This window comes from Granulicella sp. L46, from assembly GCF_009765785.1.
Lineage (GTDB): Bacteria > Acidobacteriota > Terriglobia > Terriglobales > Acidobacteriaceae > Granulicella.
The window spans coordinates 1-15716 of the sequence record NZ_LMUT01000007.1 but is presented as its reverse complement, the minus strand read 5'-3'; the positions used below and the strand labels follow the sequence as shown (position 1 = coordinate 15716).

Annotated in this window: 14 protein-coding genes; 10 read left to right on the top strand and 4 right to left on the bottom strand. The window is 60.4% G+C overall.

Going from position 1 to position 15716, the window contains the following annotated elements:
* Window positions 1-42: 42 nt before the first annotated feature.
* The 5 genes from mutS to GSQ80_RS05260 all read left to right on the top strand — a co-directional run bounded on the left by mutS (window position 43) and on the right by GSQ80_RS05260 (window position 7078).
* Window positions 43-2787: a DNA mismatch repair protein MutS gene (gene mutS / locus GSQ80_RS05280; RefSeq protein ID WP_158786607.1), complete on the top strand. Its 2745-nt coding sequence runs from the start codon at window positions 43-45 to the stop codon at window positions 2785-2787.
* Window positions 2784-3983, top strand: coding sequence for an anhydro-N-acetylmuramic acid kinase (locus GSQ80_RS05275; protein ID WP_158786605.1), 1200 nt, complete (start codon window positions 2784-2786; stop codon window positions 3981-3983). The genes mutS and GSQ80_RS05275 overlap by 4 nt, the downstream gene beginning before the upstream one ends.
* Window positions 3984-3992: 9 nt before the next feature.
* Entirely contained in the window at window positions 3993-4589 is a 597-nt protein-coding gene (locus GSQ80_RS05270; protein WP_158786603.1) for a hypothetical protein, read from the top strand.
* Window positions 4586-6109: an ABC transporter substrate-binding protein gene (locus tag GSQ80_RS05265; protein WP_158786601.1), complete on the top strand. Its 1524-nt coding sequence runs from the start codon at window positions 4586-4588 to the stop codon at window positions 6107-6109. The genes GSQ80_RS05270 and GSQ80_RS05265 overlap by 4 nt, the downstream gene beginning before the upstream one ends.
* 216 nt (window positions 6110-6325) lie before the next feature.
* Window positions 6326-7078, top strand: coding sequence for a hypothetical protein (locus tag GSQ80_RS05260; RefSeq protein WP_158786599.1), 753 nt, complete (start codon window positions 6326-6328; stop codon window positions 7076-7078).
* A gap of 300 nt (window positions 7079-7378) precedes the next feature.
* Here the strand turns inward: GSQ80_RS05260 and GSQ80_RS05255 are convergent, their stop codons facing one another.
* The gene (locus GSQ80_RS05255) at window positions 7379-7747 is read right to left on the bottom strand and encodes a hypothetical protein (RefSeq protein WP_158786597.1); all 369 of its coding nucleotides are present in this window, start codon (window positions 7745-7747) and stop codon (window positions 7379-7381) included.
* A 25-nt stretch (window positions 7748-7772) separates the two neighbouring features.
* On the opposite strand from GSQ80_RS05255, the gene GSQ80_RS05250 reads away from it, so the two are divergent.
* A complete protein-coding gene (locus tag GSQ80_RS05250; RefSeq protein WP_158786595.1) occupies window positions 7773-8066 on the top strand; it encodes a hypothetical protein in 294 nt (97 codons plus the stop codon).
* A gap of 2 nt (window positions 8067-8068) precedes the next feature.
* On the opposite strand, the gene GSQ80_RS05245 is transcribed toward GSQ80_RS05250, so the two are convergent.
* Together GSQ80_RS05245 and GSQ80_RS05240 are read right to left on the bottom strand one after the other, a co-directional pair.
* Window positions 8069-9751 (bottom strand): mechanosensitive ion channel family protein, encoded by a 1683-nt coding sequence (locus GSQ80_RS05245; RefSeq protein WP_158786593.1) that lies wholly within the window; start codon window positions 9749-9751, stop codon window positions 8069-8071.
* A 209-nt stretch (window positions 9752-9960) separates the two neighbouring features.
* Complete coding sequence (locus tag GSQ80_RS05240) at window positions 9961-10845, bottom strand: SDR family NAD(P)-dependent oxidoreductase (protein WP_158786591.1); 885 nt, start codon at window positions 10843-10845, stop codon at window positions 9961-9963.
* 528 nt (window positions 10846-11373) lie between these two features.
* On the opposite strand from GSQ80_RS05240, the gene GSQ80_RS05235 reads away from it, so the two are divergent.
* The 4 genes from GSQ80_RS05235 (at window position 11374) to GSQ80_RS05220 (ending at window position 14620) form a co-directional block, all read left to right on the top strand.
* Window positions 11374-12657 (top strand): OFA family MFS transporter, encoded by a 1284-nt coding sequence (locus GSQ80_RS05235; protein WP_158786589.1) that lies wholly within the window; start codon window positions 11374-11376, stop codon window positions 12655-12657.
* A 44-nt stretch (window positions 12658-12701) separates the two neighbouring features.
* Window positions 12702-13637: a formate dehydrogenase accessory sulfurtransferase FdhD gene (gene fdhD, locus GSQ80_RS05230; RefSeq protein WP_254059457.1), complete on the top strand. Its 936-nt coding sequence runs from the start codon at window positions 12702-12704 to the stop codon at window positions 13635-13637.
* Between the two features lie 10 nt (window positions 13638-13647).
* Window positions 13648-14031 carry a hypothetical protein gene (locus GSQ80_RS05225; protein ID WP_158786585.1) on the top strand — a complete coding sequence of 128 codons (384 nt, stop codon included), beginning with the start codon at window positions 13648-13650 and terminating at the stop codon, window positions 14029-14031.
* Window positions 14032-14104: 73 nt separating this feature from the next.
* Window positions 14105-14620 (top strand): Dps family protein, encoded by a 516-nt coding sequence (locus GSQ80_RS05220; protein ID WP_158786583.1) that lies wholly within the window; start codon window positions 14105-14107, stop codon window positions 14618-14620.
* A gap of 54 nt (window positions 14621-14674) precedes the next feature.
* On the opposite strand, the gene GSQ80_RS05215 is transcribed toward GSQ80_RS05220, so the two are convergent.
* The coding region (locus GSQ80_RS05215; protein ID WP_174241309.1) for a glycoside hydrolase family 3 C-terminal domain-containing protein at window positions 14675-15716 on the bottom strand (1042 nt) is incomplete at its 5' end.

Below are 15716 nucleotides of genomic sequence, written 5' to 3'. Positions count from 1 at the left end.
CTACAGGCGCGTGCGATATTCTGGGCGTTCAGATACGAGTGCATGACCTTGTCCACCGAAACTACCGCAGCCGCCACTGAGCGCGACCTTACCCCGGTCATGCGGCAGTATCGCGCCGCCAAGGACGAGCATCCCGACGCTCTGCTGTTCTTCCGTCTCGGCGACTTCTACGAGCTCTTCTACGAGGACGCGCTGATCGCCTCCCGCGAGCTGCAGCTCACCCTCACCTCGCGCGACAAGACCAAGTCCGTTCCCATGTGCGGCGTTCCCTACCACTCCGCCGGCACCTACCTGCAGCGGCTGCTGCGCAAGGGCTATCGCGTCGCCCTGTGCGAGCAGATGGAAGATCCGAAGACCGCGAAGACCATCGTTCGCCGCGAAGTCACGCGCGTTCTCACCCCCGGCACCGCGGTCGACGCAGCACTCGACGCGAGCGAGAGCCAGTGGCTTGCCAGCATCTCTGCTTCCGGCAACGGGCCTGCCGCGGCTGTAGGTGTTGCCGCGCTCGATCTCTCCACCGGCGACTTCCGCGCCACCGAGTTCTCGGGTCCCTCGGCCTGGGCGCTGGCTCTAGACGAGCTCGCGCGCATGCGTCCCGCCGAAGTGATCTACGCGCGCGGCAGCGCTGGCTTCGGCAGCACGTCGCAGAGCGTTCGCCAGGGCGTCCTGCACGATCCCGCCGCGCCGAAAGAAGCCGCCGCTGAGCAGCCCGCGCAACTCGACATCTCCGGAGCCCGTACCGAGGTCGAAGACTGGGCCTTCACCGAGGACTACGCCCTTCCCCTCCTCCGCCAGCAGCTGCGCGTGCACTCGCTGGACGGCATGGGCCTCGGCCAACACCATGCCGCAGCCGTTGCCGCCGGCGCCATCGTGCACTACCTTCGCGCCACGAAGCAGGGCGCGCTCGCGCATCTCGACACCCTGCGCTACTACGAGCGTAACGACGCGCTCGAGCTCGACGCCGTAAGCGTGCGCAACCTCGAGCTGGTCGAGCCGCTCTTCTCCAGCGAAGGCCCGCAGACCACCCTCTTCTGGACCCTCGACGCCTGCTGCACGCCCATGGGCAAGCGCCTTCTGCGAGCACAACTGCTGCGCCCTATGCAGTCGGTCGACGCCATCAATAGCCGTCTGGACGCGGTAGCCGAAGCCGTCTCTGACCTGCGCCGCCGCGAGGCCCTGCGCCGCGCCATGGACGGCATCCTCGACCTCGAGCGCCTGCTCGGCCGCGTCTCCCTCGAAACCGCCGGGCCGCGCGAAGTCGTCGCCCTGGGCAAAACGCTCGCGCGCCTTCCCGGCCTGCGCGTTGCGGTCTCCGAATTTGTCGCCGCGAATCCCAACAGCCGCTGGGCCGAACTCGCCACCAGCCTCGACACGCTCGACGATCTCAACGAGTTGATCGCACGCACCCTGGTCGACGAACCTCCCGTCGCACTCTCCGACGGCGGCGCCATTCGCGAAGGCGTCGACGAGGATCTCGACGCTGTGCGCAACCTCTCGTCTACAGGCCGCCAGCGCATCGCCTCCATCGAAGAGCGCGAGCGCGAACGCACCGGCATCGGCTCGCTCAAGGTCCGCTTCAACTCTGTCTTCGGCTACTACCTCGAGGTCACCAAGGCCAACGCCAAGTCCGTCCCCGCGGATTACGAACGCAAGCAAACTCTCGTCAACGCCGAGCGCTTCACCACCCCGGAACTCAAAGATCTCGAAGTAAAAATCCTCACCGCGCAGGAGCGCTGCGGCGAGATAGAGCGCCGCATCTTCGCCGAACTTCGCCGCCAGCTACTCGCCAACGCCACACGTATCCGCGAGACGTCCCGCGTGATCGCGCGCATCGATCTGCTCGCCTCCTTCGCTCATCTCGCAGCTCTGCGCGGCTGGGTGCGCCCGCAGGTCGACAATAGCGGGCTGCTCGAGTTTCACAACGGCCGCCACCCCGTAATCGAGCGCCGCTTCGAGGACCAGGGCGCCGGCCGCTTCATCCCCAATTCCCTTCACCTCTGCGCCGGCGATACCGCCGCAGCCGAAGCCTCGTTGCTGCTCATCACCGGCCCCAACATGGGCGGCAAGAGCACCTATCTTCGCCAGGCTGCACTGCTGGTCATCATGGCGCAGAGCGGCTGCTTCGTTCCGGCAGAGAGCATGCGCCTCGGCCTCGTCGACCGCATCTACACCCGCATCGGAGCAGCGGATAACGTCGCGCGCGGCCGGTCTACCTTCATGGTCGAGATGACCGAGACCGCCGCGATTCTCAACACCGCAACCTCGCGCTCGCTGGTTCTTCTCGACGAGATGGGCCGCGGCACGGCCACCTACGACGGCCTCTCGCTCGCCTGGGCAACGGTCGAGCACCTGCACGACACCATCGGCTGCCGTACCCTCTTCGCCACGCACTACCACGAGCTCACGCTGCTCGCTGACCGCCTTGCCCACCTGCGCAACGTGCGTGTCACGGTGCGCGAAAACTCCGGCGGCATCGTCTTCCTCCACACCGTCGAACCCGGCGCGGCGAACAAGAGTTACGGCATCGAGGTCGCGCGACTTGCCGGCCTTCCCAACGCCGTCATCAGCCGCGCTCGTGAGGTCCTCAAGGTCCACGAGCGCGCCGAAACCCAGCAGGTCCGCGAGGCCGCGCCTTCCCGCGAAGCGAAAATCCAAATGACCATGTTCACGCCGCTCTCGCAACTCATCGTCGACCGCATCGAGCAGGTAGACATCGACGGTCTTACCCCGCGCGAAGCTCTGCAGCTTCTGGCCGAACTACAGCGCGAGCTCAAAGGGGACGCATGAAGCCACCGCAACCCAAGCCGCTTCTCATAGCCGGCGTCATGTCCGGCACCTCTGCCGACGGCGTCGACGTAGCTCTCTGTCGCATCTCACCGGCACTCCGCACCGAGACAGCGCCGCGCCTCAAATTTCTTGGCCACCGATCGTTCGCCTACGACAAGAAATTGCGCGCAATGATCCTCTCCATCGCCGCCGGCAATAACACCACGGCAGCAGAACTCAGCCAACTCTCCTGGCGGCTCGGCGAACTCTACGCCGACTGCATCGCCACCACCTCCCGCGAGCTCAACCTCAAGCCGCAACTCGCCGCCATGCATGGCCAGACGATCTACCACCAAGCCACCGCCGCAAAGTTTCTCGGCGTGCCCATCCGCTGCACCTCGCAAATCGGAGAAGCCGCGGTACTCGCCGAGCGACTGCGCATCCCGGTCGTCAACGACTTCCGCCCCGCCGACCTCGCTGCCGGAGGCCAGGGCGCGCCGCTGGTCTCCATGCTCGACTTCTGCCTCTTCCGCCACGCCACGAAAAACCGCGTGCTGCTCAACCTCGGCGGCATCGCCAACGTCACTGTGCTCCCGGCAGCCTGCACCTCAGCTGACGTTCTCGCCTTTGACACCGGCCCTGCGAGCATCCTCATCGACCTGCTCATGCAGCAGCTCTACAACCGTCGCTTCGACAAGGACGGCGCAATCGCAGCCAGCGGCCAGGTTCTCAAGCCCGTTCTCCACCGCCTCCTCACCACTCCTTACTTCTCTGCCCCAGTACCGAAATCCTGCGGCCGCGAAGAGTTCGGCCCCGCCTTCGCGCACCAGCTCCTCGCCCTCTGCAAGCAAGCTCCGAAGCAGGACGTGATCGCCACAGCCACCGCGCTCACCGCCTCCACCATCCTCGACGCCTACCGCCGCTTCTGCTGGCCACACCTCGGGCAGCACGCCCCCCTCGCCCGCGCCACAGAACTCATCGCAGCCGGCGGCGGCACCAAGAACCTCACCCTCATGCGCATGCTCACCGAAGGCTTCGCACAACTCGGCGTCAAGGTCTCCACAACCGCCAACGCAGGCCTCCCCGTCGAAGCCAAGGAGGCCGCCGCCTTCGCGCTACTAGGCTGGCTCACCTGGCACCACCTCCCCGGCAACATCCCCAGCGCCACCGGCGCCGCTCACCCCGCAGTTCTCGGGAAGATAACCTATGCCTCTTGAGGATCGCGTATGACTGTCACGGTCGACGATAAAAAGACGATCTGGAACAAACCGATTCCGCTCCGCCCTTTTGTTTACGTCACCCTCGCGATCATCGCGCCTCTATTTCTATGGGTAACCGTGGGCGACCGCGCCAGCGACTGGATCTGGTATGCGCAACACCACGGCGTGGCCAACTATGAAGGAATCCTCATCAAGGTTCCCTTTCCCTGGAGGCAGGAAGACACCCTTCGAGGAGAGCACGAACTCTTGCTCCGCCGCGCGAGCAGAAACTTCGGGATGATTGACGAGTCAATCATGATTAACCAAGGGAAGTCTTCCCCGAACAGCGGGCGCGAACGAATCGAACGCTTCCGTGACGTCATGCTTGCATCAAGACTTTCACGACAAACCACCGTAGAGACCTACTCCGCAGACCCATTCGTCGACAGCAACTACGACTGCATCATCTCGCGCACGCCGACTCCTGAAGAGATCCAACTATTCTGCGTTTCGGCAGACGGGCCGTGGAATTTAATTCTTACCTGGGGCAAGGAAGCCAGCCTCGCGGACGCAGTCAAAATCCTTCACCAGCTCCCGATCACGGGAAAGGCCAACGGATCATGACCTCCCGCACCCGCCCCTTGCTCGCAACACTTTTTTGCCTGGCGCTCGTCGCGTGTTCGTCGTCCGCGAAGGACCCGCACACCCTTACCTTCCTCATCGAGTCCTCGCCGAACAACCTGGACGTCCGCCAGGGCACCGACTCGCAATCCGAACGCATCGGAAGCCTCATCTTTGATCCCCTCGTCCGCAAAGATGCACACTTCAACCTACAGCCCTGGCTAGCCTCCTCATGGGACCGCCCCGACCCACTCACCTGGGTCTTCCATCTGCGCGCGGGCGTGCACTTCCACGACGGCCATCCACTCACCGCAACCGACGTCGCATGGTCCATTCGCAGCATGACCAACGGAGCGATCATCACAGCCAAGGGTGGTGCATTCAAATCCATCACCGCGGTCGAGACGCCTGACCCACTCACCGTCATCGTGCACACCAGCACGCCGCAGCCCAGCCTCCTCTTCAACCTCAGCGATGGCCTCTTCGGCGTCGTCGAGGCCGGCGCCGCGCGCGACGAAGGTCTTCATCCCATCGGCTCCGGCCCCTTCCGCTTCGTCTCGCAGGTGCAGGACAAAGAAGTCCTTCTCGACCGCAATCCAACCTACTGGGCCGGCCCGCCCAGCCCTACCATCGAGCACGTTCGCTTCCAGGTCGTCCCCGATACGATCACCGCCGCGCTCGAGATGAAGAAAGGTTCGGCCGATGTCGAGAGCAACGTCCTCACCATGGACATGGTGCACGCCCTCAGCGATTCACCCAACCTCCGCGTCTCCACCGGTCCAGGCGCGCGCGTCGACTACCTCAACTTCAACGTGCAGGACCCCGCACTACGCGACCCGCGCATTCGCCAGGCCATCGCGTTCGCCATCGACCGTCCCGCGCTCATCGCAGCTCTTTGGCGCAGCCACGCCCATCTCGCCGACACGCTGCTCCCGCCCGGCCACTGGGCTGCCGCGCCCGACGCAGATCTCGCGCAATACCCGCACGACCCGACGCGCGCGATCCAGCTACTCAACGCCGCCGACAGCCGCGGCATCCGCCTTCACCTCACCATGAAGACCTCCACCGACGAGACCACGCGGCTCGAAGCCCAGGCCATGCAGGCCGAGCTTCGCGACGTCGGCATCGACCTCTCGTTGCGCTCGACAGAGTTCGGCACCTTCTACTCCGACATCACCAAGGGCGCGTTCCAGATGTATCTGCTGCGCTGGATCGGCTCCAACGAAGACCCCGACATCTTCCACTACAGCTACTCCAGCGAGATGTTTCCGCCCAAGGGCGCCAACCGCGGCCACTATGCAAACCCCCGCGTTGATGCGCTGTTGCAAGCCGCCACCTCAAGCACCGACGAAGCCACGCGCCGCCAGGACTATCTTCAAATCCAGCAGATCCTCGCCACAGATCTTCCCACCATCCCTCTCTGGTATCCAGACAACATCGTCATCCACTCTGCGCGCCTGACGAACCTCACGCTCGACCCCGGTGGCAGTTTCGACTTTCTCCGCACTGCCGAGCTGCACTAGTCCTCCTTCAAACCCGCCTGGCGAGCTCCCCTGCCTCCCGCGGGAGCCTTTCTGGATTTCATCACCTGTTATGCTTTCTTCTTCATCGGTCATGCACCACAGCGTCGCATTGTCGAAGCCTGCCGTACCCAGCGACTCCGACTACCGCAACCGAGGCCAGCCCGGTTACAGCAGCGTAGATCAAGCGCTACAGCGCCAAAAAGGACATCTCGAGCGATGGCTTCTCCAGTTCTCTTCTTCTTCGTCTCCCTTATTGTTCTCTGGATCTCAGAGAGAATCGGCGCGGCCATTCGCAAACGCCGTCCGCCGGCCGACGACATGCGCAAGGACTTCGATGTGATTCTCACGGCCGCGCTTACCTTACTCGGGCTCATGATCGGATTCACATTCTCCATGGCCGTGACTCGCTTCGATCAACGCAAGAATTTTGAAGAGGCGGAGGCGAACGCAATCGGCACGGAGTACCTGCGAGCCGATCTGCTGGCACCGGCCGATGCGGACCGTGTGCATCAACTGCTTCGCAGTTATCTCGATCAACGCATCGTCTTCTACCGCGCCACGGATGAGCGCAAGCTGCCACAAATCAACGCGGATACCGAGAAACTTCAGACCGCTCTCTGGTCCGCAGTTCAAACACCCGCCCTCGCTAATCCCACGCCGGTCGCCGCCCTCGCCGCCTCCGGTATGAACGACGTCCTGAACTCGCAGGGCTATACCCAATTTGCCTGGGACGACCACATCCCCGCCACAGCCTGGATGCTGTTGCTAGCCATCGGCATCGGCTGCGACCTGATGATCGGCTATACCTCCCGCAGGCCATCACAAGAAAGGCTGCTATCGTTCATTCTTCCGCTCTTCGTCGCCATATCCTTCCTGCTCATCGCGGATATCGAGTCCCCGCGAGCCGGACTTATCCGCCTCGAGCCTTCGAACCTTCTCATCCTCTCTCAATCCCTGGGTCGACAGTAAATCGACTCGCCGCTACCTCGCACAAGCGATCATGTGGTTCACGAGCCTGTTTGGAATCACGATGATCGCTGCAACGATACTTGGCAATCGCCGAGAGTTATTATGTATCCCGAGACGTAACAGCCTGCATCTAAGCAGGCAAACACGACAGTACTTCCCCGATGTCAACCGTCACTGGAAAGAGGTTTCGATGCGAACCAGGATTGTACTTACATCAACATTGCTCCTAAGTTTTGCGGTATGGGGCACAGGCTGCAAGAGCACTTCATCAGCGCCAGCTTCGTCTGACACGAGCTCCTCTCAGACTTCACCGAATTCACCCGCTTCGCCCGGCGCGGCTCCGTCCTCTGCATCCCCGTCCTCCGCCCCAACTTCTTCACCCAACTCTCCGGCTTCGTCCGCCCCCGAACCCGCACCCATGGAAGCCACCGCTCCGCCTCCGGCCGTTGAGCCCACTCCCCCGCCACCGCCGCCCCCTGTCGTTATCCCGGCCGGAACAACCCTGCGGGTCAGGCTCGTGCAGCCGGTAGGATCCAAAATCAGCGACCCCGGCCAGAGTTTCGATGCAACGTTCTCTTCCCCCGTTGTGGTCAACGGCAATACGGTGGTCCCCGTCGGCACCAGGGCTGTCGGAACCGTGACGGAGGCCCACGCCTCGGGACGTTTCAAAGGCGGAGCAACCCTCAATCTCCGTTTGAATAGCTTTCGTCTCAACGGCGCGACCTTCGCCATCAACACCGCAACCTATGCTCAGACCTCAACCGGCAAAGGCAAGCGAACCGCTGCTATGGTCGGCGGCGGAACAGGCGGCGGCGCTTTAATCGGCGGAATCGCGGGCGGCGGCAAAGGCGCCCTCATCGGCGGCCTAATCGGTGCAGGCGCGGGCACGGTCGGCGCTGCTACCACCAACCGCGACATCACGCTTCCGTCCGAAACCATCATCCATTTCAGACTGAACTCCTCTGTGAGGCTGGGCAACACCCAGTGATCTCAGCCTTCGGCGGGATTGCGTTGCTGCGTGATGCGAGCACCGGCAACGCCGTCCTTCCCACCGTCTCCTGGGCTCTCGAGGTAGACGAACTCCGTCGGCCCAGCAAAGCCGCTGCCCGATGCCTCGACGATCTCCGCAACCTCCAGCAGTAACTGTTCGCGGATCTCGTAGAAGGTCAACGTGTCGGCAGTCAAGACGTAGAGATACAACTCGATCTCCATACCTCGCTCCGCAAAGCCAATCAGCCGAATGCGCTTCGTGTCTTGCTCGACTCGTCGATGGTTCGCGACGAGCTCTTGAATCTTGGCAAGCACGTCGCGCAGTTGCGCAGCGGTCGCTCCGTATCGGAGCCGCAGACGCGTCTCCATCAACGTCTTTCTGCGCGTCGCGAAGTTTTCGATGTTCGACTGCGCGAGCGCTCCCGCTGGAATCGACAGCAGGCTCTGATCATCCGTTCGCAACTTTACCGAGCGTAGCGTGATGTCCTCGATGTACCCGATCCGGTTGGAGATCGAGCACCGGTCGCCGACAGCCAGGGCGTTGTCCATCAGCAGAAAGATCCCGCCAAGAATATTCTCGATCGACTTCTGCGCACCCAGCGCGACCGCGACGCCGCCGATCCCGACGCCGGCCAGGGCAGTCTTCGTGTCAACGCCCAATACCGTGAGGATCGCGAAGATCGCTACCACGACGACGAAAACATTCATCAATCGCTCGCCCAGCAGCATCAGCGATTTCCTGTTCGTCTCGCCATGAATCCACGCAACCCTGCCCGCTCGCTCAAAGAGCAGCTTCAGTACGCGGCGAATGAGCCATGTCACCCCGATGAGGACAAGAACCGATCCCCCTCGCATGTAGGCCAGTCGGAAGCTCAGCGAAAAGCCGAGCGTGCGCACCGTGAGCAGATGAAAGGTAAGCAGAACAAGAAATGTTATCGGCCCGCGAATTTCGCCGAGCCATGTTTTAATCCGCTCTCTGGCGTAGGCATTGACGACTGCTCGTTCAACAGCGACAAGACAGACTCGCCATACCAACCACATCAGCAGAAGAGGAAGAATGATCGAAGCCGCCCACACGATCCATTGCGCAGCCGAGAACCCCAGAAATGCGCGTTCGACCAAAATCCGCGGCATCAGCCGGTTGACCCAGGTCTCTTCCATCAGGTCATACATCTCTGGTACCTGGGCGAGCGTATCCGAGGAAACCAGCCAGATCTGGCCCCCCTCCTCATCGTGTACGTGGATAAGAAGGATGTCGAGCTTCTGCGATCCGATCTTCAGCGTCCCCACGTTTTGACGATCCAGTGGGAGGCCGTCATTCACATTGCCCGCGGGCTTGTCACTGATGCTCTCGATCGAATGAACATAGTACCGATCCATCAATTCTTTGAGCTGACGAGCCACGGGCTCCGCGTCCGGAGATTGCGCCGTCGGCACTTGCATGAACCGTGTGGCGCCCGCAAAATCTCCCCGCTGCGTCGCCCGAATGAAGCCCGTGACGGTGCCCCTGGGCGTAGTACGGCCATACGGATCGACGTGGGTCTCCGGGTGCGTGCTCGGTGTCTGCGAGGCCACCGGACTGGGCAGTTGGGCAAAGACATGCGCGCACAGGAAGAGGAGCAGCGCAGCAGCCAGCCTTCCCCACTGCATTCTCCACGGACCTTTACCGATTCTCAACCGCATCGCACAGCTCCTCCGCCCACGCCACACCGCTGTAAAAGCATAGGTTACTTGAAGCCGCTTCACACCGTCCGCCGATCCCAGCGAAATCTTCCGGTAAACAGCGAACGCGGGTAAGCTTCCAGCAAGTCAAGACCGTTGCCAATCGCGCGCAATCATTACTTCAGAGAATGGAGAAAATGCCGCCCAGAGGCGTAGGTGCCATCACCTGCTCACGCGGTGTTGTTCGCGCTGTCTCCGGCGGTAACGTCATAGGTTGAGCCCGAGACCATTCGCGCAGCATCCGATGCCAGGAACACCACAACTGGGGCCAAATCCGAAGGATCGATCCATGGCACTCCAAATGGCGATCGTGCTTGAAGTATTTTTTTGGCCTCCTCTTCGTCCTTCTGCAGATTGCCCGTCGGAGTCCGACCAGCCACTTCGAGCGCTTGTGCGTAGCGTTCTTCATGTCTCGTCAATGGAGTATCAATCAATCCTGGAACAAGCGCGTTGACCGTGATCTTGTGCTTGCCAAGTTCGAGCGCCGCCGACTTCATCAGCCCGATGATGCCCCACTTCGAGGCTGAGTAGGCAGAAGCATTCAACGTTCCGTGGCGTCCTTGCGTGGAGGTTGTCACAATGATCCGGCCGCTGCCTCGCTTCACCATCGCGGGTGCGAATGCGCGAATGGCATTTGCTGTTCCCGTCAGATTCACGTCGATCGTAATTTGCCAGTCGGAATCTTCCATCTCAAGGATGGGCCAGAAAGATTGAATTCCGGCGTTCGCAAACAGAATGTCAATCCCCCCAAATCCCTGCTCGATCTGTGCGGCCGCGGAGCGAAGGCTTGGGAGGTCACGTTGATCCGCCACGAAGCTATGCCACTTGCGACCAGCCTGCCGGACGAGCTGTCCGGTTTCGTCCAGATCTGCCTGCGTTGCCGGCGTCACACCCGATCTCGGATCGACAGGTGCACAAATATCAATCCCCGCTACATCCGCCCCGCTTCGTGCCAGCGCGATTGCTGCTGCCCTTCCAGTGCCACGCGCGGCTCCCGTAACTACCGCCACCCTACCCTTCAAAATCTCACTCGAAGTAGCGTCTTGAGGTCTCATTTGTTCGTTCCCCTTTGCTGAAAATGCAACCTGGCAATTGCCGCCGAACCGGCACCGACGTATTCGGAGGGATATCTACCAACTTCTTGACAGAGGCAGATCCCGACCGTACTCGAATCCTCCGAACTTAGATGCCCCGCACTTCGCGTCGGCGTCAGTAGTTAGACAGCCGCTGTCGAAATCTTGACGCATTCTGTCGGCGTCCTGGAGTTAACAAATCTTTAACTCTCGGATTGCAAGAAACTATGGGAAGTTTACGTGGCGTAGGTGTAAATTGTTTGGCATTAGAAGTGCAGCCTATGGCTTGCGATTGGGGGTGTCTGCGATTCAACTCAGTGGCAAAGAAACCAATTGAGATCGCAAACCGTATTGCGTTGGTGGCCACTTCTTCTTTCGCGGGAGAACGGGCGATTTACCAGTGCGAAGCCTGAACCGGCCACCGGCCCCAAATGAGTTGCTACGAAATCAGATGAATCCTTTCGTGCGATTCACCACTCAATATTCACAAGTGATGTTTGGAGAGAAAGTATGCCGAAAAGCAATCGCTGGGCAATCGCAGTAGCGGGCTTCCTGATGCAAATGGCTCTGGGGGCCGTCTATGCCTGGAGCGTTTTCAGGGCTCCTCTCGTCAAGCAGTTTCACTGGTCTATCGAGGAAGTAACCCTTACCTTCACCATCTCGATCTTTGTCCTGAGCATCGCTTGTTTCTTCGGTGGTCTATGGCTAAACAAGAAAGGACCTCGCGTCGTCGCCCTCACGGGTGGCTTCCTCTACGGCCTCGGCGTCTTCCTCGCAAGCTTCTCCGCCAACAAGCTATGGTGGCTCTACCTTAGTTATGGAGTCATTGGAGGAATAGGCGTTGGGCTCAGCTACATCGTTCCCATCGCTGTGCTGGTCAAGTGGTTCCCTGATCGTCGAGGCCTCATTACAGGCATTGCGGTAGGTGGCTTCGGCGCCGGCGCTCTTGTAACTGCGCCGGTAGCGACCCGCCTGATTCAGAGTGTCGGAGTCTTGCAGACCTTCGCGTATCTCGGTATCGCTTATCTCGTAATTACCATGGCAACCGGCTACTTCATGCAGAACCCGCCCGACGGGTGGAAGCCGGAAGGCTGGACCCCAAGTGCGACTCAGTCATCCCAGCGCGCAGCAGCCGATTACACCCTGGGCGGCGCATTAAAGACGTGGCAATGGTGGGCTCTGTGGTCGCTGCTGTTTCTGAATACCTCGGCAGGCATCTCGATCATCTCGCAGGAGTCGCCGATGTTTCAGGAGATCGCCAAGGTCAGCGCCGTCGTCGCTGCTGGAATGGTTGGCATCGTCAGCATTGGCAATGCGTTTGGTCGAGTCTTCTGGGCCTGGGTCTCCGACGCAATCACCCGGCGCTGGACATTTGCGATCATGTTTCTCATTCAGATCGGCCTGTTTTGGATCCTGCCAGGCATCTCTTCCGCAGCGATTCTCGCGGTCCTGGTGTTCATCATCCTCATGTGCTACGGAGGAGGCTTCGGAACCATGCCGGCGTTTGCGGCCGACTACTTCGGCTCCAAAAATGTTGGGCCGATCTACGGCCTTATGCTAACGGCATGGGGTTTCGCAAGTGCATTCGGTCCTCTCCTCATCGCACACATGCGGCAAATCAGCGGATCCTACGTCAGTGGTCTTCACGTTGTAGCAGGCATCGTGGCAGTGTCGGTGATTCTTCCCATTCTTATCTCGCCGCCGAAATCGATTGCTGCACCGGTTGCACTTGACGCTCGTCCTCCAGCGAACCTAAGCGCCAGTAAGTCCGGGTCAACAGCTGGTTCCAAATGAGTCTTCCCGAAGCTCAACTCGAGCATCAACCTTCCGAACCGGAAGTGCCCGCTGACGCCTCGTTCGAGGACACAAATCCTTCGGTAAGGCCTGCGGAGATCGTCCGAGTGAAGCGCGGCGAGACCACCATACTACAGGATGCTGTAGCCGCAGAGGAGCCGCTTGAGATCCAACTTGTATATGGAGCCGCCGCCAATCGCAAGGTCAAGTCGATCTCCATCACGATGCGGACGCCAGGCAACGACGATGAACTGGCTGCCGGTTTCCTGATGACCGAAGGCGTGGTGCGTGACGCAACACACATTGCCTCAATCGGAACTCCATCAGCAGCCAAAACGGCCCCACCGAACAGGACCGACGGCAGGCAGGTAGCTCTACCGACGGGATTACGATCGCAGGTGATTCGTGTAGAACTTTCACCCGAAGTCGAAGTGAGCATGTCGACCCTGGAAAGAAACTTCTACACCACTTCAAGTTGTGGTGTCTGCGGAAAGGCATCTCTCACAGCTCTTAGAACGCTCTGCCCGTTGCCGCAACACGACAACTTCATGATCCGCTCCGACATTCTGTCTACACTTCCTCAACAACTTCAGCCGGTCCAGGCAGCCTTCAAAAAAACAGGCGGCCTGCATGCCGCGTCGCTTTTCACCGCGGACGGGCTGCTGTATTCCGTGCGGGAAGATGTCGGGCGGCACAACGCCGTCGACAAACTTCTCGGCGAAGCCTTCCTTCAGGACGCAATCCCTCTTCGCAACCATCTGTTGCTTCTCTCTGGACGCGCAAGCTTTGAGCTCCTGCAGAAAGCAGTCATGGGCGGCATCCCAATGGTTGCTGCGATCGGTGCTCCCTCAAGTCTGGCAATCGAAGTCGCCCGCGAGTTTTCTATCACCCTCGTGGGGTTTCTGCGCCCCGAGTCTTTCAACATCTACTCCGCTCCACATCGCGTGCTGGGGCTCAGTGGAACGCCCTACCGCTGTTAGGAGGTCTGCAATGAAACTGCGAATCAAAGGAAACTCTCTACGCCTCCGCGTAACGCCCTCAGACGTCGAGCAACTTCTGCGCGACGGAGCCATTCGAGAGCACGTTCAATTCACTCCCAATCCTAAGGATCGGCTTACGTACGAAATAATCAGTTCCCTGTCTGAACCAAATGCAACTGTGGCCTATCGCTCAGGGAATATCACGGTAAGCGTGCCGGAATTCCAACTAAAAAAGTGGGCAGGCAGCGTCGAGGTTGGGATCTACACCGACGTAGCGCTAGCTGACGATCAGGTACTCTCCGTCGCTATCGAAAAGGATTTCGCCTGCCTGGATCTGACCGACGCGGAGAACGAAGATACATTTCCAAACCCGAATCTAGCCGCCGCCTGCTGATGAATCTGAACATCTGTCCTCTCCGTTGAGCGTCTTCTAACCTGCACGACACGCACCACCCAAAGGAGAATTCATGTCAACCACCAAAGAACGCGTTGCCCTCCAAAAGGCGCCACTGAAGGTGCCAACCGATATCGCTCCAGAAGCAGTCGCCGATATCACTGGAGCCCTGAATGCCCTGCTTGCCGATGTGTTTACCCTCTACCTCAAGACCAAGAACTTCCATTGGCACATGACCGGTCCTCACTTCCGCGACTACCACCTTCTGCTTGATGATCACGGCGATCAACTCTTCGCGATGACGGACGAGATCGCCGAGCGTGTTCGTAAGATCGGTGGGGCCACCATCCGGTCCATCGGAAACATCGCTCGTCTACAGCGCATCCCCGACAACGATGCGGAGTATGTAACTCCGAAAGATATGTTGAGCGAGCTTCGCGAGGACGAGAAGGCCCTGGTCTCGAGCATGCGAGCTGTCCACACTGTCTGCGATGAAGCAGGCGATGTTGCCACCGCCAGCCTCCTCGAAAACTGGATCGATCAAGGCGAACGTCGCATCTGGTTCCTCTTTGAGACGACCCGCGAGTAAGACGATCAAGCCAGGTCCATCAAACGGTGGCGGGCGACGCAAAGTTACAGAAAGCTATTCTGGCAACGCGATCCGTCCCTCCACGTGAAAGCGCCCGGTGGCTCCAGCCGCCCCGGTATCGGGCTGCCCGCCGCCGATGCTGATGGTGTAATCGCCACCAGCGATGATAGGCTGGCCCTCCTCCGTGACCATGCTGAGGTCGCGGTTCTTGAGTTCGAAGCGGAGTTGCTGACTCTGCCCAGGCTCAAGATGAACTCGTTGAAACCCACGCAGAGCGACCCGCGGCGCACCGGCTACTGATGGAAACTTCAGGTAAAGCTGCGCAACTTCATCTCCAGCAACCTTCCCCGTATTTGTCACGGTGACGGTAGCAATCACCGGATCGCCCGCATTCACGCTTTTCTCGGGAACAGCCAGCGCGCTGTAGCTGAAGCTGGTGTAGCTCAGGCCATAGCCGAAGGGATAGAGTGGCTTACCGGTGAAGTACCGGTAGGTGCGATTGTCCATTGAGTAGTCTTCGAAGTGCGGAAGCTGACTCACGTCCTTGTAGAAGGTGACAGGAAGCCTGCCAGCGGGATTGTTTTCACCGGCGAGAGTATTGGCGACGGCTGCACCGCCCTCCTCCCCGGGGTACCAGGCTTCGAGAACAGCGTTGGCATGCTTGTCAATCCAATTGACGCCGAGCGCACTGCCATTCATCAACACGACGACCAGGGGCTTGCCCGCCGCCGCCACTGCTTCCACCAGGTCCTCCTCGGGCTGTGGCAGATCGATGCTGGTCCGATCTCCTCCGAGGAATCCTGGCTGACTCACCGGCATCTCTTCGCCTTCAAGGCGGCTGGTAATGCCTACAGCCGCGATGACGAGATCAGCTTTACGTGCGGCGGCAACTGCTTCGGGCGCGGGCGCGTCATTTACGACCGACCAGATAAGTTTGGCGGTGGGTTTGCGGTCGTCCGCGCTTCGATACTGGACGTCCAGGGCAACCTTCTCGCCCTTCACGAGATGAACGCGCCCAAGGTGAGTTTCGACTCCCTGCGATCCGTACTGCAGCGCGACCATCTTGCCGTCGACCGAGACGCGCGCGAAACCGTCG